At 57.5% G+C, this 24,242-nt stretch carries 17 protein-coding genes; 11 read left to right on the top strand and 6 right to left on the bottom strand.

What is annotated here, in order from left to right; genetic code table 11:
• Nucleotides 1-10 precede the first annotated feature (10 nt).
• From H6815_07840 to phoU, 4 genes are all read left to right on the top strand, one after another.
• A complete protein-coding gene (locus H6815_07840; protein ID MCB9860352.1) occupies nucleotides 11-1,678 on the top strand; it encodes an endo-1,4-beta-xylanase in 1,668 nt (555 codons plus the stop codon).
• A gap of 44 nt (nucleotides 1,679-1,722) precedes the next feature.
• Nucleotides 1,723-2,214, top strand: coding sequence for a ComEA family DNA-binding protein (locus H6815_07845; GenBank protein ID MCB9860353.1), 492 nt, complete (start codon nucleotides 1,723-1,725; stop codon nucleotides 2,212-2,214).
• 64 nt (nucleotides 2,215-2,278) lie between these two features.
• Nucleotides 2,279-5,743 carry a transcription-repair coupling factor gene (gene mfd / locus H6815_07850; GenBank protein MCB9860354.1) on the top strand — a complete coding sequence of 1,155 codons (3,465 nt, stop codon included), beginning with the start codon at nucleotides 2,279-2,281 and terminating at the stop codon, nucleotides 5,741-5,743.
• Between the two features lie 121 nt (nucleotides 5,744-5,864).
• Nucleotides 5,865-6,551 carry a phosphate signaling complex protein PhoU gene (gene phoU, locus H6815_07855; GenBank protein ID MCB9860355.1) on the top strand — a complete coding sequence of 229 codons (687 nt, stop codon included), beginning with the start codon at nucleotides 5,865-5,867 and terminating at the stop codon, nucleotides 6,549-6,551.
• Here phoU and H6815_07860 read toward each other — a convergent pair.
• Nucleotides 6,499-6,927 carry a hypothetical protein gene (locus H6815_07860; protein MCB9860356.1) on the bottom strand — a complete coding sequence of 143 codons (429 nt, stop codon included), beginning with the start codon at nucleotides 6,925-6,927 and terminating at the stop codon, nucleotides 6,499-6,501. The genes phoU and H6815_07860 overlap by 53 nt on opposite strands.
• A 46-nt stretch (nucleotides 6,928-6,973) precedes the next feature.
• Nucleotides 6,974-8,020 (bottom strand): adenylyltransferase/cytidyltransferase family protein, encoded by a 1,047-nt coding sequence (locus tag H6815_07865; GenBank protein MCB9860357.1) that lies wholly within the window; start codon nucleotides 8,018-8,020, stop codon nucleotides 6,974-6,976.
• 212 nt (nucleotides 8,021-8,232) lie between these two features.
• On the opposite strand from H6815_07865, the gene H6815_07870 reads away from it, so the two are divergent.
• Genes H6815_07870 through H6815_07880 form a run of 3 tightly spaced genes read left to right on the top strand, consistent with a single transcriptional unit; the run spans nucleotide 8,233 to nucleotide 12,079 of the window.
• On the top strand, nucleotides 8,233-11,397 hold the full coding sequence (locus H6815_07870) for a bifunctional proline dehydrogenase/L-glutamate gamma-semialdehyde dehydrogenase (protein ID MCB9860358.1): 3,165 nt from the start codon (nucleotides 8,233-8,235) through the stop codon (nucleotides 11,395-11,397).
• 33 nt (nucleotides 11,398-11,430) lie between these two features.
• Nucleotides 11,431-11,718: a hypothetical protein gene (locus H6815_07875; protein ID MCB9860359.1), complete on the top strand. Its 288-nt coding sequence runs from the start codon at nucleotides 11,431-11,433 to the stop codon at nucleotides 11,716-11,718.
• A 10-nt stretch (nucleotides 11,719-11,728) separates the two neighbouring features.
• Nucleotides 11,729-12,079 carry a translation initiation factor gene (locus tag H6815_07880; protein ID MCB9860360.1) on the top strand — a complete coding sequence of 117 codons (351 nt, stop codon included), beginning with the start codon at nucleotides 11,729-11,731 and terminating at the stop codon, nucleotides 12,077-12,079.
• 12 nt (nucleotides 12,080-12,091) lie between these two features.
• Here the strand turns inward: H6815_07880 and H6815_07885 are convergent, their stop codons facing one another.
• On the bottom strand, nucleotides 12,092-12,517 hold the full coding sequence (locus H6815_07885; protein ID MCB9860361.1) for a DoxX family protein: 426 nt from the start codon (nucleotides 12,515-12,517) through the stop codon (nucleotides 12,092-12,094).
• 202 nt (nucleotides 12,518-12,719) lie between these two features.
• Here H6815_07885 and H6815_07890 point away from each other — a divergent pair, with 202 nt between their 5' ends.
• Genes H6815_07890 through H6815_07900 form a run of 3 tightly spaced genes read left to right on the top strand, consistent with a single transcriptional unit; the run spans nucleotide 12,720 to nucleotide 14,353 of the window.
• Nucleotides 12,720-13,394, top strand: coding sequence for a sigma-70 family RNA polymerase sigma factor (locus H6815_07890; protein ID MCB9860362.1), 675 nt, complete (start codon nucleotides 12,720-12,722; stop codon nucleotides 13,392-13,394).
• Nucleotides 13,391-13,744: a zf-HC2 domain-containing protein gene (locus H6815_07895; protein MCB9860363.1), complete on the top strand. Its 354-nt coding sequence runs from the start codon at nucleotides 13,391-13,393 to the stop codon at nucleotides 13,742-13,744. The genes H6815_07890 and H6815_07895 overlap by 4 nt, the downstream gene beginning before the upstream one ends.
• A gap of 18 nt (nucleotides 13,745-13,762) precedes the next feature.
• The gene (locus H6815_07900; protein MCB9860364.1) at nucleotides 13,763-14,353 is read left to right on the top strand and encodes a DNA-3-methyladenine glycosylase I; all 591 of its coding nucleotides are present in this window, start codon (nucleotides 13,763-13,765) and stop codon (nucleotides 14,351-14,353) included.
• 91 nt (nucleotides 14,354-14,444) lie between these two features.
• Here the strand turns inward: H6815_07900 and H6815_07905 are convergent, their stop codons facing one another.
• Complete coding sequence (locus tag H6815_07905) at nucleotides 14,445-17,204, bottom strand: sodium-translocating pyrophosphatase (GenBank protein ID MCB9860365.1); 2,760 nt, start codon at nucleotides 17,202-17,204, stop codon at nucleotides 14,445-14,447.
• A gap of 280 nt (nucleotides 17,205-17,484) precedes the next feature.
• Between H6815_07905 and H6815_07910 the strand changes: the two genes are divergently transcribed.
• On the top strand, nucleotides 17,485-20,520 hold the full coding sequence (locus tag H6815_07910; GenBank protein ID MCB9860366.1) for an FAD-binding protein: 3,036 nt from the start codon (nucleotides 17,485-17,487) through the stop codon (nucleotides 20,518-20,520).
• On the opposite strand, the gene alaS is transcribed toward H6815_07910, so the two are convergent.
• Both alaS and H6815_07920 read right to left on the bottom strand, forming a co-directional pair.
• Nucleotides 20,509-23,385, bottom strand: coding sequence for an alanine--tRNA ligase (alaS, locus tag H6815_07915; protein MCB9860367.1), 2,877 nt, complete (start codon nucleotides 23,383-23,385; stop codon nucleotides 20,509-20,511). The two genes, H6815_07910 and alaS, sit on opposite strands and share 12 nt — an antisense overlap.
• 99 nt (nucleotides 23,386-23,484) lie before the next feature.
• Nucleotides 23,485-24,120: a hypothetical protein gene (locus tag H6815_07920; protein MCB9860368.1), complete on the bottom strand. Its 636-nt coding sequence runs from the start codon at nucleotides 24,118-24,120 to the stop codon at nucleotides 23,485-23,487.
• Between the last annotated feature and the right edge of the window lie 122 nt (nucleotides 24,121-24,242).

The raw sequence follows: 24,242 nt of genomic DNA on the forward strand, positions 1-24,242 counted from the left end.
ATGGGCTGGTTTGACTACGCTTACCGCCCGTCGGTTGATAGGGGCTGTTGTCCGCGTCGTGCCGCGATTGAGGCACTGGTACAGGGGTTGCATGCTGCGGTTTGAGTTCTTCCATACGGCACAGAATGAGGCTGCACCGCCGGGGCAGGCGGGGGTTGTCTATACGGATCTCGCGTATCTGGTCAATCAGAACGGGCAGGTTGTGCCCAGCAGAGTTGGGCTCCGGACAGACAATGGGATCTGCAGACTCGAATGCGAGAAGGTCGGAAGTGACCCGGCGTCGCTTGCGATTGGTGTGGATGCAAAGTCAGCCCAGGGACAGAATGCTGTTGCACCCGCTCCAGGCGGGATGATTGTGGAACAGACGACGCTCCTCCCCGAGCGCGAAGAGCCGTACTCGTTCTGGCTGGAACTTGCACGACGTCGCATCATGCTGTTTCTGAACAAGTTAGAGGAGTGGGGACTCGTTGACGATCCCGAGGTCAGTGAGCCCATGGCGCAGCTTGACAAAGCACGCGAACTCTTCACTGATGCGCTCGTCATCGGGCGCGGGAAACCGACACTGACATCAGACACGCTTGGCAAAGCTGCGCTCGCCGCTGCCTCGCACGCGTGCGAACTGCTCACGAATCTCTACTCGCGTCGCGGGACAGATCCTGAATCTGCTCCCGGTGGTCGGATGCTCGACTCGATGGTACGGAATCGTTCGCGTCTCACAATTGGGTGCACAGTCTCACCCGGTCGGTTTGATGAGTTGCAAACAAAGATGCTCGAACGCTGCGCGGACTTTGTGCATGTTCCTATGACATGGAGCAAGCTTGAGCCGCGCGAAGGGAAGTACAGCTTCGCGCAGACGGATCAGTGGATCGAGTGGGCGGTGCTCAAAGCCAAGCGTCCCGTCGTGACAGGCCCGGTGCTCGATCTTCGAGCGGGCGTGACACCGGACTGGTTGTCCATCTGGGAGAACGACTTTGAGACGTTGCGTGAGATGGTCCATGATCATGCGAAGCAGATCGTGACACGCTATCGCAGAACGACATCACGCTGGATTGCTACGTCCTCAATCCCAATTAACGAGCAGTTCCATCTGACCTATGACAAGATGGTCGAGTTGACGCGCCTGGTGGTTATGGTCATTCGCAAACTGCATCCTCGCTGCGAGATCACGGTGGATGTTGCTCGTCCATGGGGGCAGTACGCAGCATCGAACCGCGACTCGATATCGCCGATGGTGTACGCGCATCTGCTCGCACAGTCAGGCGTGAAGTTTGATTCACTCGGCGTGCGCATCCAGATGAACCGGCAGCGTGGGTACCGCGATTCGGCGTATTTGGCAGAAATGCTCGACACATGCGCGGAACTGGATCGCCCTGTGCATGTGACGTGCCTTGGAGCGCCTGGGCAGTCTTCTGCCACGGAACCAAACGCGTGGTCGAACGCTGAGCAGGCATCGTGGATCGAACGTACACTCCGTCTGCTTGCGTCGCATCACACCGTTGCAAGTGTGTGTTGGCAGGAGATGATGGACACCGAGCCCGCTGACATGATGGCCTACGGCGGTCTTCTCGATATGCGGGGTCAGCCGAAGCCTGCGCTTGAGAGGTTGCTTGAGTTTCGGTCACAGCTTATCGCAGCATGGCGAGACAAGGATAAGAAGAACGGTGAGGATGCGGCGTGACATACCCAAGGCACACATCACGGGACTGGACACATGGCCCAGCAATGTGGTGTGCGGTTGGTGTGCTGGGAATGTTATGTGTTGTTTCGCTGGTTTGGACTTTCGTGAATGTCCCACATCCGCTTCAACCGCTTGCGCAAACAGAGCCACAGATCTCACATGCTCATGAGGCTGTTGGGTCACCGCAATCACTCGTTGATGAGACACAGCAGCCCTTTCGCTCTCGTGCGTTCGACCGCTTTGGAGAATCCGAGGAACTCGATAAGCCGCACATGATTGTCCAGCCATCCGAACGGGATGGCTCAAGCGGTACGTTGCGCATTGATCTGAACACTGCGACCGCTGCTGAACTCGAACTGCTCCCAGGGATTGGCCCGAAGCTTGCTGGTAAGATCCTGAGTGATCGTGCGGAGCACGGATTGTTTACCTCGCTCGAAGATCTTGATCGTGTGCGGGGGATTGGCGAGAAAACGATCGAGAAGATCCGACCGTTTGCGGTTGTTCTCGCGGAATCCGCTCCATCGGATGGTGGCTAACCGGAACTTCCGCCGAAACAATACATGAGCACGTTCCCGCACTATCGCGAGGATGTGCCTTGATATGGAAGGACAGACAACAGCCAGCGCGAGCCTGATCGGCCTGCTGCAGCGGGTCGATGCTGCGCGCTCATGCGCCGACGCACTTAAGCAGGGTACACGAACCATCGCGATGGGTGCTGCGGGTTCGTCCACGCATTTTCTAGCGGGAGCGGTCGCGACGGAAACACGGCAGCCCGTTGTGCTCGTTGTTGCGCACGGGAACGATGCAGAGATCGCGGTCGATGAACTGGAACAAGCCGGTGTTCGCGCGATCCACTATCCTGCGCTGGAAGTGCTGCCCGGCGAGTCGAATGTGAGTATGGACCTGCTGCTCGCGCGCTTCGATGCGTCGACAGCGGTGCGACATCTGCGCGATCAGCTCAACAATGGGCAGCAACCCTCGCAGCCGACCGTCGTCGTGTGTGCCGTGCAGGGGTTGATGCAGCCGATCCCTGAGATGGGTGTCAGCGAGAGGTTCATGCGCACCGTTGCGCGCGGGCAAGACCTTCCCATGCAGCAGCTGATCCAGTGGCTCGCTGACGCGGGGTATCGCAGGCTCGAAGCGATCGAGGAGCCTGGCGACTTTGCGGTGCGCGGCGGAATCGTCGACATCTTTGGACCGGCGGGGCGTGATGCGATCCGTCTGGATTTCTTCGGCGATGAACTCGACTCCATCACCGAACTTGATACAGAAACACTTGCTGCCGGCGCAAAGATTGAGCAGGTCGATCTCGTGTGCGCAGAGCCTGACGAGGCAGTCGAGCACACGACTGCGTCGAGTATCTCGCTGCTTGATCTGCTCCCCAGAAACACGATCGGCATGATCGCAGAGCCGATGGAAGTGACCGAGCAGGCGCGCGGATACTTCGAGCGCGTCATCGATGGCAAGGGGATCTTCGGTCCGCCAGCAGTTTTCAAGAAACTGAACGCAACGTGCAGCGCGATCGCAGAGGTGTGCAGCTTTGCACCTGTTGCGACCGCTGCGGACGTGCGTGTTGAGCTGCCTGTCGAACCGCTGCCAGAGTTTGATCGCGAAATTGGAAGCGCGATGCAGATGCTTGCGCGAGAGTCGACTGTATCTCGCGTGATGGTGTTCTGCCAGACACCGGGCGAACTGCAACGGTTTGGTGAACTCCTCGCTGAGCATGCGCCTGACTATGCAAACGACATTGAGTCGATGCTTGCGTTCGTACATCGGGGGTTCAGGCTTGTTGGTGACGACGACACCGAGCGTGCAATGGTGGTGCCGTACCACGAGCTTGTGCATCGGTTTGGTGTTCGTCGCAAGGCAACGAATCTTCGAAAATCCCGCGCGATGGATACGTTCCTCGACTTTGCGCCCGGTGATGTCGTTGTGCACGCGGAGCACGGGATCGCGATATTCGTTGGCGTGACGCTGCTTGAACCCCGCCACGTCAAGGACGACAGGTCAGCAGACGACATTCTCAAGGGCAGGGGCAGAACGCGCATAGAGCCGGAAGAGTTTCTGGTGCTGGAGTTCGCAAACAAGGCTCGACTCAACGTGCCAGCGATCCAGATCGATCAGGTGCAGAAGTACGTCGGCGGATTCAAGGGTAAGCCGCCGCTCTCGACACTCGGCGGGCAGAAATGGTCCGCTCAGAAGCAGAAGGTTTTCGAGAGTGTGCGTGATCTTGCTGCTGAACTCCTCCGCGTGCGCGCAGCACGCGAGAGCCTTCCCGGCATCAGGTATCCGGCCGACACGACGTGGCAGAAGGAGTTCGAGGCGGAGTTTCCATATCAGGAAACCGAGGATCAACTTGCCGCGCTGTCCGAGATCAAGCGCGACCAGACGAGCGAGCGTCCGATGGATCGTCTGCTCTGTGGCGACGTTGGCTTTGGAAAAACAGAACTCGCGATCCGCGCCGCGTTCAAGGTTGTCGAGTCCGGCAGGCAGGTTGCCGTGCTCGTGCCGACAACTGTGCTCGCCGAGCAGCACGAACGCACATTCCGAGACAGATTCGCGAGCTATCCGTTCCGCGTCGAGTCAATCTCTCGGTTCAAGACCGGCAAGGAGATCAACAACGTTCTGAAAGAACTCAAGCAGGGACGCATCGACATCATCATCGGTACGCATCGTTTGCTCTCAAAGGATGTGAGGTTCGCGGATCTCGGGTTGGTGGTTATCGACGAGGAGCAGCGTTTCGGCGTCGAGCACAAAGAGCAACTGCTGACATTTCGGATGACCGCAGATGTGCTGACACTCAGCGCCACGCCGATCCCGCGCACGCTGCACATGTCATTGCTCGGATTGCGCGATATATCGAGTCTTGCGACAGCACCAACAGATCGCCAGTCGGTTGTAACAGAGGTTATCCCGTGGAATGCGGTGCGGCTGAAACAGGCAGTTGCTCGCGAGCTTGCGCGCGACGGACAGGTGTTTTACCTGCACAACCGCGTGCACGACATCCAAAGCGCAGCAGATGAGGTGCAGAAACTTGCACCTGATGCGAGGATTGTTGTCGGGCACGGACAGATGAGTCCCCGCGAGCTTGAGCAGGTGATGCTGAGATTCATCCGCCACGACGCGGACATCCTCGTGTCGACCACGATCATTGAGTCTGGCATCGATATTCCCAACGCGAACACGATCTGCATCGCTGATGCGGACCGGTTTGGGCTCGCCGATCTGCACCAGCTTCGCGGGCGCGTGGGGCGTTCCCGCCATCGCGCGTACTGCTATTTGCTGCTCCCATTGACGCGCACGGTGCAGGACAAGGCAAAGCGCAGGCTCAAAGCGATGGAGGAGTACCACATGCTCGGTGCGGGGTTCAAGATTGCGATGCGCGATCTCGAAATCCGCGGCGCGGGCAATCTGCTCGGTGCGGAGCAGTCTGGCCATATCGCCGTCGTCGGATACGACATGTACTGCAAGCTGCTTGAAGAGGCGGTCAATCAGCTTGAGCATCGCGACGAACTGAAGCCGCAACGAACACAGATCGAGATCGGCCTCACTGGATCAATCCCGAGGTCGTATATCAACGCGCAGGCGCGCCGGCTCGAAGCCTACCGGCGCATTGCGCAAGCGTCGAATCAGACCCAGGTTGAGAAGGTTCGCAGCGAGCTTGAAAGTGCCTACGGCAAGCCGCCGAAATCAACGCAGCGACTCCTCGATCTTGCCGAGCTGCGCGTGCTGAGCGCTGCAGTTGGGATTCTGTCCATGGTGCTTCGTGGACCGGATGTGCTGATCAAGGCAACAGATGCTCGACGTGCAGCAGATGCGCTCGGAGGTATCGAGGGAACTGTTCGTGTCGTGGAGAGTGAACGCCGCGGCAAAGAGGCTGAGGAAGATCGACGGACGATGGACATTTACATCCGACTACCTCAGCAATACCTTGAGGTTGAGACGCTTGCTCGTGTGCTGACACGTCGGTTTGCTTCGGCAGTTCAACGTTCGGGTTCTGTTGAGGATCGCTCTGTGCCCCTGCCGAATGTGGAGAAACCAAGGCTCAATGTCAACGGACAGTAAAGAAACGTGAGATTTGTGTTCCTTGGGGTCGTACGAATTGCGAGTTGTCTAGTATCTATGCTGGAACTTTGTTCGGGTGGTGTGCCTGACGGGCACCTATTGCGCAATGGAGCTGAACAACATGAATGACATCGAACATCATCCGAGTCGGTACACCTTCGATCAGCGCCTGGCCACGTTGAAGCGTCGTCTGGTGCTCGAAGCCGGGCAAGCGATCAAAATGCTCGAGGATGCACTCTCAGCGCTGTTTATCTCTGATCGTGAAGCTGCGATGGCTGTGCGCAAAGCTGACGATGTGATCGACGAGGAAGAGGTGCAGATTGAGCTCGAGTGTTTTCGTCTGCTCGCGATGGAGCAGCCGGTCGCACGTGATTTCCGTGCGGTGACCTTTGTGCTCAAAGCCAATGCCGATATAGAGCGCGTTGCCGATCACGCATCATCAATCGCAAAGATCTGCCGGAAAATCCAGAGTGATCATAATCCAGTATGGCCGACCGCATTAAAGGAACTCGGTGTTCGTGTGCCGTTGCAGTGCCATGATGCGCTCCGTGCGATCCAGATGGAGGATACTGCTCTTGCTGAGGGTGTCATCAGTACCGATGATGTCATTGACGAGCTTGAAAAGCAACTTTTCGAAGAGACGGTCGACATGATGCGCACCGAGGACAACACCGAGGCGCTGGGCATGCAGATCAACCGCATTGGCCGCGAGCTTGAGCGGGCTGCAGATCTGATGACCGATATTGCTCGAGACATTATCTATCTGAACACCGGGCACATTGTTCGGCACAGCCGCAGAACGTCGTAAACACGATATTGTTGTCGATCGCGTTGCGTTTTTTCTGCATCCATTCGATCGCAAGATCGCTGTTCCCGATCTTGTCATATGACACCGCGATATCGTCGTACGCAATCAGATCAAGCGGATTGGCATTCAGCTTCGCTGTTGCGATCTCGATGCGTTTTTCGTAGTAGATCGGTGGGAACCGATCGAACCGGCCTGTGATTGCTTCCACAACGCCGGGTAATCCCTTCGCTTCGAATGCGAGTGTGTCAGAATCCCAGTAGCATGCGTTGATTTGCTTGTTTGAACCTTGATGGGTGGGTGCAAGTATTGGAAAGCAAAGCAGGAAAAGAACAGCAAGGACAGGAAGCGATCCGAACGCCCGCGTTCTGTGTTTCATGTGGCATTGTACGTATATGGATGAGATCCGGTTCGGGTGAACAAGATTACACCGATGCAATATGAGCGTGTGCATCCAGTGTTTGCTGGATGTTGGTGCAGTCGCGTTGCATCTGTTCGAGCAAGGGATCAAGCGAGTCATATCTGATCTGCTCGCGCACCCACGCAACGAACCGCAGGCGCATGTTCCAGCCATAGGGCGGCAGAGCAGCGATGATCTGCGATGTTCCGTGCTGGTTTCGATCGTCGAGGATGTGTGCCTCGACCGCGAACGAACTGTTGCCAAAGGTTGGTTTGTGTCCGATGCTGACAGCCGCTGCGACGAATCGCTGATTCGCATCGTCGAGTGCTGTCTGCCCCGGCTGCGGTATCTGCGCAATCGCTGCGTAGACTCCGTCGGCGGGCACCATGCATGTTGTTGTGATATTCGCAGTGGGGAACCCGATGGTTCTGCCTCGCTGATCACCCTTCTCGACGATACCCTCAACTTCGTGCCAGCGACCCAGCACACGCGCTGCATCATCAACACGACCATTGGTAAGCAGCCAGCGGGCGATGGTACTTGATGCTCGCACGATTGTGTGGTCGTTTAAGACTGTGGGGACGGGTGGCACGACCTCGACATCAAACTGCGACGATGGCGGCTGGCTCATGCCAAGATCTTTCAGCACGTCGACGTTTCCTGCGCGACCTTTGCCGAAGTGAAAGTCCGATCCTTCGACAATGTAGACGGGGTTGTAGGGGAGGAGAATCCTGTGAACAAACTCGACCGGCGTGAGCGAGAGCAGGGCAGGTGTCGGTTTGAGTTGCACGACTTCATCTGCGCCGGCTTTGCGTAGCAGGGAGGATCTGTGCTGGAACGTGGTCAAGCGAGCTGGTTCGTTACCTGGGGCGAGTGTTGCACCTGGATGGGGGTCGAACGCGAGGGCAACAGTCCGGACGGTTTGTCCAGTCTTTGATCCAGTTCTGTCTGCTTTCGCTTTGGCAACTTTCAGCAGTTCAACGTGGCCGAGGTGTACGCCATCGAACGTGCCAATGGTCAGCACAGACTGCTGTGCCAGTGTGGGATATGTGGATGTACCGCCTTGTGGCATGGATGATTATCGCCTGTGAAGTTGCGGGTGAGGAGAAACGATGGTAGAGCGCGTCCGAGGTTTTTGGGTAACTTGGGTTTCTCCCTGGTCATGAGGAATTCGTAAGGATTTCAGCTGGGGATTACTGGGATGATTCCTATACTTTGGGTTCGTCTGGGCGCGGGTGTGCGCTCGTGTTCTGCTCGCAGAATCGCTGTGTGCTGAGGGGTCCAATGGGCTTGTTTTCACGCAAATCGGGTGGTGGTGTGGCGGTTCGCCCAACGGTGGTACGGATTCCAACCGAGGACGGCACGAGCAACGGGACCGCGTCGCGGATGCCTGCAAGTGCGCCATTGGCAAATGCTGGGCACGGCGAACTCGAGACGAGCATTCGCAAGCACGGCGAGCACATGCTGGAACTGGCACGCGACCAGAAGTACGGCATTCTCAGCACAAAGTTCTATTCTGACAAGATGATGGAATGGTCCATGAAGGACCACGACTTCAAGGTGCAGATGTTCCGGTTTGTTGACGCGTTCCCTGTGCTGCGCACGCCGGAGATGATCTACGACCATCTCGATGACTATATGAACCAGCCCGGCGTGAACGTGCCCGGGTTCATTGAGCTTGCGCTCAAAGCTGGTGGTCTTGCCAAGGGCATGGCAGCGAAGACGATCGCTGGGCAGATCGAGTCCATGGCTGGCAAGTTTATCGCCGGTGAGGATGCGAAGAGCGCACTTGGTGGTCTTGCGAAGATTTGGAAGGACGGGATCGCGTTCAGTGTTGATCTGCTCGGCGAGGCGTGCGTGTCAGATGCTGAAGCGGACATGTACCAGCAGAAGTATCTCGATCTTGTTGCGAATCTGCCGGACGAGGTCGCGTCGTGGAAAGCAAACTCCACGCTGGAGCAGGACCATCTCGGTGGTATTCCGCGCACGAATGTGTCCGTGAAGATTTCTTCGCTGAGTGCAAAGTGCAATCCGATCGATACCGAGGGCTCTATCAGGGACATCATGTCGCGCCTGGTGCCGATTCTTGAGCTTGCGCGCGACAAGGGTGTGCTGATCAACTTCGACATGGAGCAGTTCGCACTGAAGGACTTGACGCTCGAACTGTTCAAACGCTGTTGCGAGCAGGTTGATTTCCAGGCTGGTATCGCGATGCAGGCGTATCTGAAGTCCGGCGAGGACGATGCACGGAACATCTGCGAGTGGGCGAAACGCACGGGACGTGTTGTCAGTGTGAGACTCGTGAAGGGTGCGTACTGGGATTATGAAACCATCCATGCGGAAGAACAGGGCTGGCAATGTCCTGTGTGGTCGGTGAAGTGGGAGACTGATGCGTGCTTCGAGCGCATGACGCGTATCTTCCTTGATGCGTGCCCGCGAGGAGATAAGGTTGCGTCGGGGCTTGGTCCAACAAAGCTTGCATCCGGACAGGGTGGCGTGAAACTCGCGCTCGGCTCGCACAACGTCCGCTCGATTGCGACGTGTCTTGCAATGCTCGAACAGCGCGGACTCCCGAAGAACGCGATAGAGATTCAGATGCTCCATGGGATGGCTGACCAGCTCAAGCACGCTGCCCACGAGATGGACCTGCGTATCCGCGAGTACGTCCCCGTCGGCGAGATGATCCCCGGCATGGCGTATCTTGTGCGCCGCCTGCTTGAGAACACGTCCAATGAGTCGTGGCTGAAAGCAGGGTTCCTCGACAACGCGAACACGGATGTGCTGCTCGCAGCGCCGGGATCACTCAAGTCGCACCCGCACTCGAAGCAGGATCTATCCGAGATCGCAGCCGAACGCCATCATCTCTCGCCATCGCATCCTGATGTTGGTGACGGTCGTCCGTTCTTCACCGAGCCGATGCGTGATTTCTCACAGAAGTCCGTGCGCGACACGTTCAGCAAGGCGGTCAAGAATGCGGTGGTGCCGTCGGTGCCGAGTGAGCACACGCCCGAGCAGGCGTTCGAAATGATCGCCAAAGCAGATGCTGCGTTCCCAGCATGGCGCGATACCGATCCGGCACTGCGCTCTCGCGTGCTTGTTGATGCTGCCGACATACTGCGCAAACGTCGCGATGAGTTTTCCGGCGTTGTCATCAAGGAGAACGGCAAGTGCTGGGTTGATGCAGACGCGGACCTCTGCGAGGCGATCGACTTCCTTGAGTATTACGCCAGGTGCGCGATGCCGCTCTTCGAGCGTGAGCGTCTGGGCAGATTCATCGGCGAACTCGACGAGCAGTGGCATCAGGCGCGGGGGATCGCAGCGGTGATCTCTCCGTGGAACTTTCCGGTTGCAATCTGCGCCGGCATGACGAGCGCCGCACTCGTGACGGGGAACACCGTTATTCTGAAGCCCGCGGAGCAGACAACGGGATGCGCAAAGATATTCGTTGATGCGATCTACACAGCACTGCGAAACCTTGGACTCTCGACCGATGTGCTCCAGTTCTGCCCCGCGCCGGGCGAGACAACAGGCGCTGCGATTGTGCGTGATCCGCGTATCGCACTCATCGCGTTTACCGGGTCCAAAGCGGTCGGTCTGGACATTGTCAAAGCTGCTGGCGTGACGCCCGAAGAGCAACTGCACGTCAAGAAGGTCGTGTGCGAGATGGGCGGCAAGAACGCGATCATCATCGACACGTCGGCCGACCTAGACGAAGCAGTGCTTGGTGTGCGTCAGAGTGCGTTCGGATTCCAGGGGCAGAAGTGCAGCGCGTGCAGCCGCGTGATCGTGGTTGATCCGCAGGGCGAGAACGGCCCCGCGATGCGCGCATTCACCGATCGGTTTGTACACTCGACAAACTCGCTCGTTATTGGTGATCCGATCGATAGCGGCACCGACATCGGGCCGGTAATCGATCAGGAATCGTGCGCACGCATCACAGGGATGATCGACATCGCCAAACGCGAGGGATGCACGCTTGAGCTTGAGATGGAACTGCCCGACGATATTCGTCGGCGGATGGAAGCGCAATCAGTAAGCCCGTTGGGCACGATGCCTTGCGATTATGTCACGCCGACGATCTTCTCGGGCGTGAAGGAGCATCACACGATCGCGAAGGAAGAGATCTTTGGTCCTGTGGTTGCGATCATGCACGCAGCGTCGTTCGACGAGGCGCTCCGTATCGCGAACAACTCACAATACAAACTCACCGGTGGTGTGTTCAGCAGAAAACCGGCGCATATCGAGCAGGCGAAGCGAGGCTTCCGCGTCGGGAATCTGTATATCAATCGTAGTTGTACAGGGGCGCTCGTTGCACGTCAGCCGTTCGGTGGATTCGCGATGAGCGGTGTCGGGTCCAAGGCGGGCGGCGACGACTATCTGCTGCAGTTTGTCGAGCCTCGCGCGTGCTGTGAGAACACGATGCGCCGTGGGTTTGCGCCGGAACTCTGATCTGCATCACGCATCCCAATCGGGAGGCACGGTATGAAACATCGCAAATGGTTGCTCTTTGCTGCGGGTGTTGCGGTTGCGTACGCACTTGTTGTGCAGCATGTGTCAATTCCATTCCTGATCAACTATGGCGAGCACACATTCCTTGCTGCGTACAACCTCGCGTTCGTGCTGATTGCGTCGTGGACTATGCTCGAGTGTGTCCACCACGTCTCCAGTAAGCGTGCGCCAAACTGCAGCGCGTGCGGATACTCGCTCGCGGGGATGCGGTGCCCAGAGTGTGGCAAGGTCGTGGGGAGCAGCCAGGAATGCAATCGGTAAGGAACCGCGCATGGGACTCTTTGATGGCACACCTCTCCAGCGAGCAGTCACCTGCGAGCATTGCGGGAAGGAGCGTGCGCAATGCGCATGTCCGCGCGATGCCAGCGGTGAGGTGACGCTGCCGAAGGATCAGCAGTTGCGTGTGCAGCGGGAGCGCAGCCGGGGGAGCTGGCTGACAACGATCTCCGGGTTTGACACATCCGCAACGGACATGCAGGCGATGATCAAGTCGCTCAAGGCGAAGTTTGCGACTGGCGGGAGCATTCGCGATGACGTGATCGAACTGCGAGGTGATCATCGCGATGCATTGGTCGCGCATCTGAAATCACTCGGGTATTCGGCAAAGCCGAGCGGCGGATAAAGGCTTTAGAAACTACTTCTTCTTGAGAAGCCCGAGAATCTGGTCCTTGTGCAGGACTGTTGTGATGATGCCCGCAACAAGCGCGATGCAACCCATGATGAAGAGCTGGCCGCCATCGCCGACCGCGGGCTCGCCGTTCTGACCGGGCACCTTGACGACGATGCCCAGCGGCGTGAAGAGATGGCTACCCAACGCGCCAATCATGAGCCCGATGGTGAGCAATCCGCCGAACGCAGCGGTGCGCGGAACGAGCAGCAGGACCGCAGCGATCAGTTCGAACACACCCGTTGCGTATCTGCCCCAGGGTTCTGCGCCGAGTGTCGAGAAGATGTGAATGGGTTCGGCAGCTCCAGAGAACTTGAAGAACAACGTCTGGCCCATAATGACCGCTGCGACAATACGCGCGATCCACGATGTGATGAGCTTCTGCTTTGACATGGTTTCTGGCATGGCGGGCTCCGCTTTGGAGAATTGGCGGCTGAGAGTGCGTTTGATGCGCTGGATTGCCAACTGGTGACCGGTGTTGTTACGCGAGGGATGACAGACGCATCAGATATGAGTCGCGCTCTGTGTTTGTTACTTTCAGGTTGTGGATGGGATCATGGTTGCCCTGTGCGCACATAAGGGATACGGTCGGGTGATGGCAAGCGATACTGCTTCATCTGAAACGCCCGACACCTCGGCCCAGCCGACAGATGGGCCGTCCGCTGACGAGTCGGCATTTCTTGCCCGTTTGCGGTCGGATGACCCCGCTGTCCAGAGCGATGCGTACGAGCAGCTTGTTCGCGACAACATTGATCGCATGCTGGTCGTCGCGAGACGCATCCTTCGCGATGATGCCGAGGCGCACGACGCGGTGCAGGACGCGTTCGTGTCCGTGTTCAACGCGATAGGTTCGTTCGACGGTCGGTCACTTCTCTCGACATGGATGCATCGCATCACGGTGAACGCGGCGCTCATGCGACTTCGTTCGCGCAAGCGTGCAAACGAACGGAGCATTGAGAAGCTGCTCCCGGTGTTCGATGAGACTGGACATCGCGCAGAGCACGCGCCGAACCTTGACAGCATCGCGGAACGATCCGAGATCGAGCCAAAGCTCGCGCAGCGTGTGCGCGAGGCGATCAACGAACTGCCCGAAGACCACAGGACAATTCTCATTCTTCGAGACATAGAAGAACTTTCGACGAAGGAAGCAGCAGCGGCGCTCGATATATCACCCGATGCGGCGAAGCAGCGTCTGCACCGCGCGCGACTTGCGCTGATGAAACTGATCGAATCGTCCATGGAGGAAGTTTCCGGGGGGACGCACGCATGAGTACGAACCCAGAAAACCAGAGCGCGGGCACAAGCAATCTCCCGCCGTGCCCCAAGGCAGCCGCGAAGATCTGCTGCGAGGAACTGACGAAGTTCACAATCGACTACATGGACGGCGAACTCGATCCGGAGGTCAAACGCCACTTCGATTCACACCTGGCGTTCTGTCCCGAGTGCAAGTCGTTCTTCGACGCGTACCAGTGCGCGGTGCGCATGGGCAAGGACTGCATGTGCACGGGCGAGCCGATCCACAGGAAGGCGCCCGAGTCACTCATCAAGGCGGTTCTCAAGGCACGCGGGAAGTGCTGTGGCGAGAAGCCGAAGTCAGACCCCGATTGCGGCTGCCATTAGATGTGATGAGTTCACTCGATGGCGAAGAAACAGAACAAAGAACAGCCACGGAGCTCTGAAAAGATACGATGCGGATGGTGCACGAGCGATCCGCTCTACATGGATTATCACGATACCGAGTGGGGCGTGCCATCGCACGACGATCAGCACCTCTTCGAGATGCTCTGCCTTGAGGGCGCACAGGCCGGTCTCTCGTGGATCACCATCCTGAAGAAACGCGAGCACTACAACAAGGTATTCTACAACTTCGATGCGACGAAGATCGTGCGGTATGTGCCGGGCAAAGTAGAGATACTGCTGCAGGATCCGGGGATCATCCGCAACAGGCTGAAGGTCGAAGCGTTCGTGAAGAACGCACGCGCGTTTCTTGATGTGCAGGAGGGGTTCGGATCGTTCGATGCATACATCTGGCGCTTCGTCGATGGGGCACCGATTGTTAACCATCCGAAAACACTCAAGGACATTCCCGCGAAGACACCGGTGTCCGATGCGATGAGCAAGGATCTGAAGAAGCGCGGGTTCTCGTTCGTCGGGTCAACCATCTGCTACGCGTACATGCAGGCGTGCGGACTGGTGAACGATCACACAGTGGACTGTTTTCGGTACTGATACGATACATTGAAGTCAATGAAAACGCCCGGGGATTGCAAGCCCCGGGCGTTGGTGTGTTACCGAAGTCTTCGTTCGATGCTCTGGTCGTTTACCCAAGACCGAGCAGGTCGGAGATCATCGGGCTGAACTTGACGATCAGACCCGCGAACACGACCGAGACGATCGAGATGAGCTTGATAAGGATGTTGAGGGCGGGGCCGGAAGTATCCTTGAACGGGTCACCCACGGTGTCGCCGACGACGGTCGCCTTGTGGTCGTCTGAGCCCTTGCCATAGACGTACTCGTCACCCCTGCCAGCCTTGACCATGTCCTCTGCACGAAGCTTGATCTGGTCGCGAACTGCTGCGGGCACCTTGGAGGAGTTGCCCGTGCCATTGACCATATCGGTTGCGGTGATGCGACCGTAGGACTCAAGCAACTTCTTGGCGTTGTCCCACGCACCGCCAGCGTTCGCCATGAACACTGCAACGGCAAAGCCGCAGGTTAGACCGCCGGCGAGCAGACCCATCACGCCCGGCACGCCGAGCACAAGGCCGACACCGATTGGAACGAGAATGGCAAGCAGCGAGGGCAGAACCATTTCCTTCTGTGCGCCCGCGGTCGAGATCGAGACGCAGTTTGCATAGTCGGGATAGTGCGTGCCCTCGTATTCGATGCCTTCCATTGGCCAGTTATCTGGATCGGCGACGTCGGTTTCCGACATGCCCTGCTTGCGGAGAGCGTCGCGGATCTTGCCGAACTGGCGGCGGCACTCGCCCATCATCGCGTAGGCAGCACGGCCCACCGCGTTCATTGTCATCGCACAGAACAGAAACGCGAGGAGCGCACCCATGAAGATGCCGCCGAGCACGCGCGGGTTCGCGAGTGTGATATCAAAGAACGTCAGCACGTCTGCGATGGTGCCGTTGGTGGCAGAGGCAACAAAGACGGTGTAGTTTCCGGCATGCTCGCCGGTTGTTGTGATGTGGAGCTCGTAACGATCGTCGCCGTGATGAGCGACATCGGTGACAACAGAGTTCACAGTGACGAGGTCGTCGATTGACTTATCGATGTGGGTGCCATCGCCCTCGATCCGGAATGTCATACCGCCGTCTGTCCAGCTGTCGGCTCCGCCACCATTGACGACAGCAAACTTCCCGTGCCCCTGATACACGGCATAAAGGTCGTCACCAACGGGTGTCTGGAATGTGCTTTTCTGGATGAACGACTCAGCCTGGGTTGAGAGCTGCGTTTGAACAACCTGGATGTACGCGGCAAAGAGTGCCAGTGCGGTCAGAGCTGCCGAACCGATTGCAAAGCCTTTGCCTGTTGCAGCAGTCGTGTTGCCGAGTGAGTCGAGCATATCGGTACGCTCGCGAACATGCGGCGGCTGATGGGTCATTTCTGCATTGCCACCAGCGTTGTCCGCGATGGGACCATACGCGTCTGTTGCAAGGGTGATACCGAGCGTGGAGAGCATGCCAACGGCTGCGATGCCCACGCCATAGAGACCCATGAGGAAGTTTTCATTGCCACCTGCGAAGGTGAATGCAGTGATGATGGCAACCACAACAACAACGAGGGATGCCCATGTCGACTTCATGCCCTCAGCAATACCTGAGATGATGACAGTTGCGGGGCCGGTGAGCGCCTGCTCAGCAATGCGCTGGGTTGGACGGTGCTCATACGAGGTGTAGTACTCTGTTGCGTACGCGATGACGTTACCAGCAATCAGCCCAGAGAGGATGGACAGCCAGAGCTTCCACCAGCTTGTACCGATACCTGCGAGCGAGGAGCTTGCTGCTTCGTTGTTTCCAAACAGGAAGTAGAGCAGGAGTGCGGAGACAACGATGATTGCTGCCGATGCAAGCCACACACCCTTGTGCAGGCCCTTCAGAAGCTGGCTGAATGTTGCGTTTTCCTTCGCACGGACAGTGAAGATACCGAAGATGGAGCAGAGGATGCCTGCGCCAGCAAGCGCCATAGGAGCGACAACCAGCATGAACGCGAGAGCGAGTGCATTCGGACCGCTCGACATGGTGTACGCAGCAGCAGCACCAAGAGCGATTGTTGCAAGGATCGAGCCGTAGTACGACTCATAGAGGTCGGCACCCATGCCAGCAACGTCGCCGACGTTGTCACCGACATTATCTGCGATGGTTGCAGGGTTGCGTGCGTCGTCCTCGGGGATGCCAGCCTCGACCTTGCCGACAAGGTCAGCGCCAACGTCCGCAGCCTTTGTATAGATGCCGCCACCAACACGGGCGAAGAGCGCCTGCGTCGATGCACCCATGCCAAAGCTCAACATGACCGTGGTGATGATCTGCAGATCACCACCCTCAAAGCCCATCGCGTTGAGGATGAAGAACCAGAAAGACACGTCGAGGATCGCAAATCCGACGACGTTCAGACCCATGACCGCACCGGAACGGAATGCCACGGTGAGACCGTCATTGAGCGAGTTCTTTGCAGCATTTGCAGTACGTGCAGACGCATTGGTTGCCATCCGCATGCCGAACCAGCCACAAAGCCCCGAAAGAAATCCCGCGACCGGAACGCCGATCATGGAGAGCGGGGACTGGAGTTTCAGCGCATACATGATGCCGAGAAACGCGACAAGCAGCACAAAGACACCCGCCACCACCTTGTACTGGCGGACGAGGTAAGCCATCGCGCCTTCGCGAACAGCTTGTGCGATGCGCACCATGTTGTCATCGCCCTCGGAATGCTTGAGCACGCTCTTGTTGAAGAAGAACGCCATTGCGAGTGCGCACAGGCCACCGACCGGTGCCAGCCAGTACAACGGGGGGATGTCGTTGATGCTGGCGAGCGTTGTCGTCAGCGTGGACAAAGTCGTATCAATGCTCATTGCTCACAAGGCTCCTGGAAAAGACGGCGGCTGACTCTGGCGGAACAACGCCGAGTGCATGCTGGCCAAACCTGCTGTTTACACACAGAAAATCTTCAGCACATGCACGGAACAGGGTGCCGAGTGCTGCCACGAGGGTCCAGAGGATAGCAGCAGCACATGCAATCGGCGAATCGCGAACGGTTTTTGTTTGGGTGTTATTTATAAAGGATTTGCAACGAAAATGCACAGAAGTGCCCCACACGCTGGTATCAGATGCGATTCACAACCACAATCCAGCGTGACTCGACGATCACTCCCAGTTCTCGCTCTCGACGCCAGACCAACCAATGGTGCAGTCGCGACCCGGATCTCTGCATTTGAGCAGCACCTTTCCAGTGTGCTCAAGCACCCCACGTCGGAGGTGAGATTCGATCACCATAATCGGATGTTGTACGCAACCGATGCGTCGATGTATCAGGTCGAGCCTCTTGGTGTGGTTGTTCCAGGATCCATCGACGACAGTATCGCTGCAGTCTGCGCGTGCGCGGAGTTCGGCGTAGCCATGCTCCCGCGCGGTGGCGGAACGAGCCTTGCTGGCCAGTGTACGAATCATGCTGTTGTTATCGATTTCTCTGCACATTGTACAGATGTCGTGAGTGTTGATGCGGAACGCAAGCGCTGTACCGCACATGTGGGAATCACACTCGAACAGCTGAATATTCAGATTGCGCACACGGGATTGTTCTTCGCGCCGGATCCTGCAAGCGCAAGGCAGTGCACCGTCGGGGGCTGCATCGGTAACAACGCAGCAGGCGCGCGATCGATCAAGTATGGGCGCACGAGTGAGAATGTGCTGGGTGTCCGTGTGTGTCTGCCAGATGGAATGGTTGTCCAGTTCTGTAAAGGAGAAGCGCTGCGAGATGATCGAGTGCGAGAGATCACGATGCGCGTGGTTGATGTTGTTCAGCGACATCGTGAACTGATCCGGGAGCGATTCCCCACAACGCTTCGCCGGAACGCAGGGTACAACCTTGATCTGATGCTGGATCAGATCGAGCGCGCAGGTATTGGCGCATCGATAGAACACGTTCTGGCCGAGATTAATCTCGCGCAGCTTGTGTGCGGATCCGAGGGCACATTGTGTACGGTCCTTGAAGCCGATCTGAAACTACACAGAGTTTCTACGGCCCGTGGACTCGCTGTTATTGGATTTATGTCTATTGAAGATGCGATCACAAAGCTACCCGAGATATTGAAAACACAGCCATCCGCGGTGGAGATGCTGGATGATTTCGTGATCCGAGCTGCTTCGCAAAACATCGAGTATCGCGGGTATGTTGACCTATTGCCGAAGATCAATGGGGAGATGCCCGGCGCAGTGCTGTACGTTGAGTACGAGGCTTCGTCACATACGAGCGAACGAAGCGATTGTTTGGCATCGCTGCGGGCCTGCATCGGTGACGCGCCGATGCACGAATATACCGATGCGGAAGGCATGGCGCGTGCGTGGAAACTACGCAAGGCTGGCGAGCCCTTGCTGCACGGCTTGCCGGGGGATCGCAAGCCGGTCAGTTTCGTTGAGGACAATGCGGTACCAGTCGAGCGTCTGACCGAGTTTGTACATCGATTCAAACAACTCTGCGCAAAGCACGATGTGCAGGCTGCTTTCTGGGCGCACGCGTCAGTGGGGGTGCTTCATATCAGGCCGATGGTAAACCTGCGCGACATACACGATCAGCAGATCATGCTGGATATTGCGCAACAAGCAGCAGCCATTGCCAAAGCGTGTGATGGTGTGATGAGCGGCGAGCATGGCGACGGGCGCGTGCGCGGGCCGTTGCTTGAACAGCACTATGGTCCCGAACTCATGCACGCGTTCCGTGAAATCAAACGCATCTTTGATCCGCGCAACCTGCTCAACCCCGGCAACATTGTTGAGCCGGGCCCGATCGAATCGATCCTGCAGAACACGCGCATCAACCCGCACAACGATCGAAACAATCCAGCTGTTGATGTCCTGAAGACCGAGACATACTTCGACTACGCCGATCAGCATGGCCTACTGGGTGCGGTTGAGCAGTGCAATGGGTCCGGTGTGTGCAGGAAACGCACAGAAAACACGATGTGCCCGAGCTATCGAGCAACGCTCGACGAGCGTCACTCGCCGCGCGGGCGCGCGAATGCGCTGCGTCTTGCTGTAACAGGGCAGCTTTCATCTGATCCTGCGATTGCATGGAACGATGAGGAGATGAAAGAAACTCTCGATCTGTGTCTCTCGTGCAAAGCCTGCAAGTCCGAATGTCCGAGCAATGTTGATGTTGCAAAGATGAAGAGCGAATATCTCGCGCAGTCGTATCGCGTGCGGGGACGAGTGCCGTTGAGTGCAAAGCTCTTTGCGAATGTGCGCACGATCAATCGCGCTGGATCGATAATGCCGGGTCTTGCAAATGCAATTGTTGGATGGGCACCAGGTCGTCGTGTTGCACAGCATCTCTTCGGCATTGATGAGGATCGCTCATTGCCGCAGTTTGAAAGGCCGCTGTCACGTTCGTTTCGGCGAGAAGATATTACAACCGGCGATAAACTCCCGAGTCTCAGTACGAAAACGGTTCTGCTGTTTGGTGATTGTTTCTCGATGTACAACGAGACATCGATTGGCACGAGTGCGAAGAGGTTGCTTGAAGCGTTCGGGTATCGCGTGATTCTTGCTGATGTCGGGTGTTGCAGCAGACCGGCAGTCTCATCTGGATTGCTCGAACAAGCACAACAGGAAGCACGCGACACAACTCATTCGCTTGGGCAAGTGGTTGAGCATGTGATGCCCGAAGCTGTGTTGTTCCTTGAGCCGTCATGCCATTCCGCAGCGATCGACGACTGGCTGAGTCTAAAACTATCTGTTTCTCGCGAAAAACGCGAGTATCTCGCATCTCGGTGCATGCTCGTCGAGCAGTTTCTCGATATGCGCTGGGATACTCACCCAACGCGGCCACAGTTTACGCAATCGACATGCGATGTCCTGCTGCACGGTCACTGCCATCAGAAGGCGCTTGCAGGGATTGACTCGAGCGCAAACATGCTCAGGCGTGTGCTCGGAGACAGACTGCGCGTGCTCGATACTGGCTGTTGTGGCATGGCTGGCGCGTTTGGCATGACAAAGGAGCACGCAGAGATCTCCCGTAATGTTGCAGAGCTTTCACTGTTGCCCGCGGTAAGGGATGCAAAGGCGGGTGACATCATCTGCGCGACGGGGACATCGTGCAGACACCAGCTTTTCGATCTTGCGGATGTGTATGCACAGCATCCGGTTGAAGTGATCGCGTCACTACTTCAATGAAGCAGCAAACTCGTTTGCTCGCATTATTGCCTCATCAAGCTTTGCGACATCTGCGCCGCCGCCCTGCGCATGGTCGGGCTTGCCGCCGCCCTTGCCGCCGACGACCGATGCAACCTCGCGCACCCAGTCGCCCGCTTTCAGTCCGCGTGCGTTGTGGTCCTTGCTGACCGCAGCGATGATCGCGATGCTGGTATCGGATGCAGACAGCAGCATGATCGCAGCGTTTGGTTTCATCTGCTCGATGGTCTTCAGCGCAGCCTGCATTGCACCGCGATCGCCATCGACATCGAGAGTTTCGACGAGGATGCCGTCGTCTGCGAGTGACTCAGCCAGCGCGCGTGCGCGTTCGGAAGCAACTTTCGCCTTGCCCGCTGCTGCTGCCTTTGCTGCGCTCTTGGCTCGCTCCTGCAACGGTGCAAGCGCTGCGCGCAACGATTCGCGGTCTGTCATAGAGATGATGGCTGCATCAATCGATGTGTTCAGTTCACTGACAATCGATTGCAACTGATCATCAGATTCGGATGTTGCGGCGTCGATGCGTGCGAGGAGAGCATCAGCCGCTGCTTTGGCAGTGTGTGCCGCTTCGCCGGTGAAAGCTTCAACGCGGCGGATGCCTTTGGCGATGCCCGTCTCGCTCAGCAGCGCGAACGTCGCAATGTCGCCGGTAGTTTTCACGTGCGTGCCGCCACAGAACTCGACACTTCGCTCCATCCACTCGGGGTTGTCGGGGTTTGCGATGAGATCATCAACCTTCGGCCCGATCGAAATCACTCGTACGGGATCGGGGTACTTCTCGCCGAAGACAGCACGGAGTGTGTTGATCTTCTGTGCTTTGCCAAGCGCTGCGACATGCGCGTTGACTGGCAGGTTCTTACCGATCTGATCGCGCACGATGGACTCGATTCTCGCGATCTGGTCCGGTTCCACGGGGCCGTTGTTCGAAAAGTCAAATCGCAAGCGTTCCGCATCGACGAGCGAGCCCTTCTGATCGACATGATCGCCCAGCACGCTGCGCAATCCGAGATTGAGCAGGTGTGTCGCGGTGTGGTTCGATTCGATTTTTCTTCGTGATGGTGTGTCGATGGACGCGTTCACTGTTGCGCCGACCTTTATCGTGCCGTTTGTGAGTTCGCCGATATGGAGGACGTACCCGCCGAATGATTTGACATCGGTGACGCGCATGATTGCATCGCCTGTGATGGTGCCAGCGTCTGCGACCTGACCGCCCGATTCTGCGTAGAAGCAGGTGCGATCGAGCACGACACCGATCGGCGCGTCTCCAAGATTCTCTGCATCAACCGATTGTGTGAACTCGTCGTTATGGCGGATCGCAACGATGTGTGCGCTCAAGGTATCGAGCTCATACTTTGCAGCATCGTTTGTTGTTGCGATGTTCTGTTTGTTGAGCAAAGCGATGGCATCCGCTGGAAGCGAGATTGTTTTCTCGCCCGTCTTTGCGCCAGCACGTGACTTCTCGCGTGCTTCCTCCATGCACTTCTCGAATCCATCGATGTCAACGGTCATCCCACGTTCTTCTGCCATCTGTTGCGTGAGATCAAGCGGGAAGCCGTATGTGTCGTAAAGCATGAATGCATCATCGCCGGCGACCTTCGTTGTGTTGCTGCCGACTATGGAATCGAAGTGCTTGATACCCTTGTCCAGCGTCCTGCCGAAACTCTCCTCCTCCTCGCGCACTATGTGAATCACGCGTTGCGGATCCTTCTTCAGTTCCGGGAAAGCGTCGCTCATTGTCTCGACGACGACCGGCACGAGTTCTGACAGGAAACCGGTCTTGGCGTTGAGTTTTTGTCTGCCGAATCGCACTGCGCGGCGCAGCACGCGACGCAGCACATACCCGCGTCCCTCGTTGCTCGGTGTTGCGCCGTCGGTGATCGCGAATGTCAGTGTGCGGATGTGGTCGGCGATCACGCGGTAGGCTGTGTCCACGCTGCCCTCGTCGCTAGAACCGAACTTCCCGCTGTACTTGCGAGCGCTCGTGATCTCCTGCGTCTTTGCAAAGTATGGCGAGAACACGTCCGTGTCGTAGTTTGACTTTACGCCCTGCAGCACGCTGACGAGACGTTCGAGTCCCATGCCCGTGTCGACGTGCTTTGCGGGCAGTGGCACAAGCTTGTCCGCGCTCTGCCGATCGAACTGGATGAACACGAGGTTCCAGATCTCGATGACATCATTGTTATCTGTGTTGACGAGCGTCACGCCGTCCTTTGCTGCACGCGCATCATCATCACGTCGGTCGTAGTGCAGTTCGGAGCACGGTCCGCACGGACCGGTGTCGCCCATCTCCCAGAAGTTGTCCTTGTACGAACCCGGAAGCACACGCTCTTTCGGCAAAATTTTGCACCACAGCTCGCGCGCCTCGTCGTCCGCGGGAAGCCCGCGCGATTCGTCGCCGCCGAAGTACGTCGCATACAGACGATCGGGCGCAATGTTGCAGGCCTTTGTCAGAAACTCCCACGCGGACTGGATTGCCTCAACCTTAAAGTAGTCGCCGAACGACCAGTTCCCGAGCATCTCAAAGAACGTGTGGTGGTAGGTGTCCTTGCCAACGTCGTCGAGATCGTTGTGCTTGCCGCCTGCGCGGATGCACTTTTGCGAGTTGACCGCACGCGAGAGCCCGTGCAATGGATCGCCCTGCTTCGTCTGTCCCAGGAACAACGGCTTGTACTGGTTCATGCCCGCGTTGGTGAACAGCAGCGTTGGGTCGTTCACCGGCACGACCGGGCTCGACGGCACGAACGTGTGCTCCAGCCCGGCGAGCGTTGTGAAGAACTCGATATACCGCGTGCGGATCTCGCTTGCGGTCATGCGGGACGAGGACGGGACAGTGGTCGAGGTGGGCGTCATGGGCGAATGGTAGTGGGGGAGCGTGAAAAATCACGGAAAACAGCCAACTTACCAATGCTCCACAAACCCTGTTCCGTATGCACAAGAAAGGGGATCTGGTCAACCGGCTTTCACAGTCTGTCGACGACGAACAGCGCCCATCATGCCCGCAAGCACCAGCGGGGCAGTTGTTCCGACGGACGGAACGCTCTGCGTAAGTACTCGGAGCTGGTCGTAGTCTGCCAGAGGAAACTGGGAGCGAAACAGATCAAAGTTGAGTGTGTTGCCGTTGACAAAGGCTCCGCTGACGAACGGGGTAAAGCCGCGGATGTTGGCGGTGCTGTAGGTTGTCCCCGTAGGTGCGAAGATTGCGTCGGTCTGGTTCAGGCGCTGAAATGAGAAGATCACGCCGACGATCGGACCATCGAATGTCACCGAGCCGACGAGCGATGTGCTGTTGATCCATCCTGGGGTGTGATGGATCATGTGCGAGTCAACGGTGCCGGTGACAGCCCCCGTGGTGGCGACATAGGAGTTGGTCGGATTGCCGATCATGTCCACCATGAGCGAAGAGATGCTCACGCCCTGCTGCTCGTTCCACACTTTGGCGAACTGGCCACTGCCGCCCGGCCCGGAACCAAGCCCGACATTCGCTGGCGGGCTGATCAGTATCGCGTTGTTGACACCGATAACTGCTCCGTCTGCTGATGTCGCAGCGAAGCCCGCAAGCAAAATTCCAACATACACGTGTTTCATAGGTGTGTCCTTTCTCACTGACCGAGGCCGGATACTCCATCCGCTGTGACACACAACACATGGAGCACCCATACTGAGTGCGGCGCACACCAGCGAATCTTGCAGTTTCTCCGAAATATGTA

Source organism: Phycisphaeraceae bacterium, assembly GCA_020639155.1.
Taxonomy (GTDB): domain Bacteria; phylum Planctomycetota; class Phycisphaerae; order Phycisphaerales; family UBA1924; genus JACKHF01.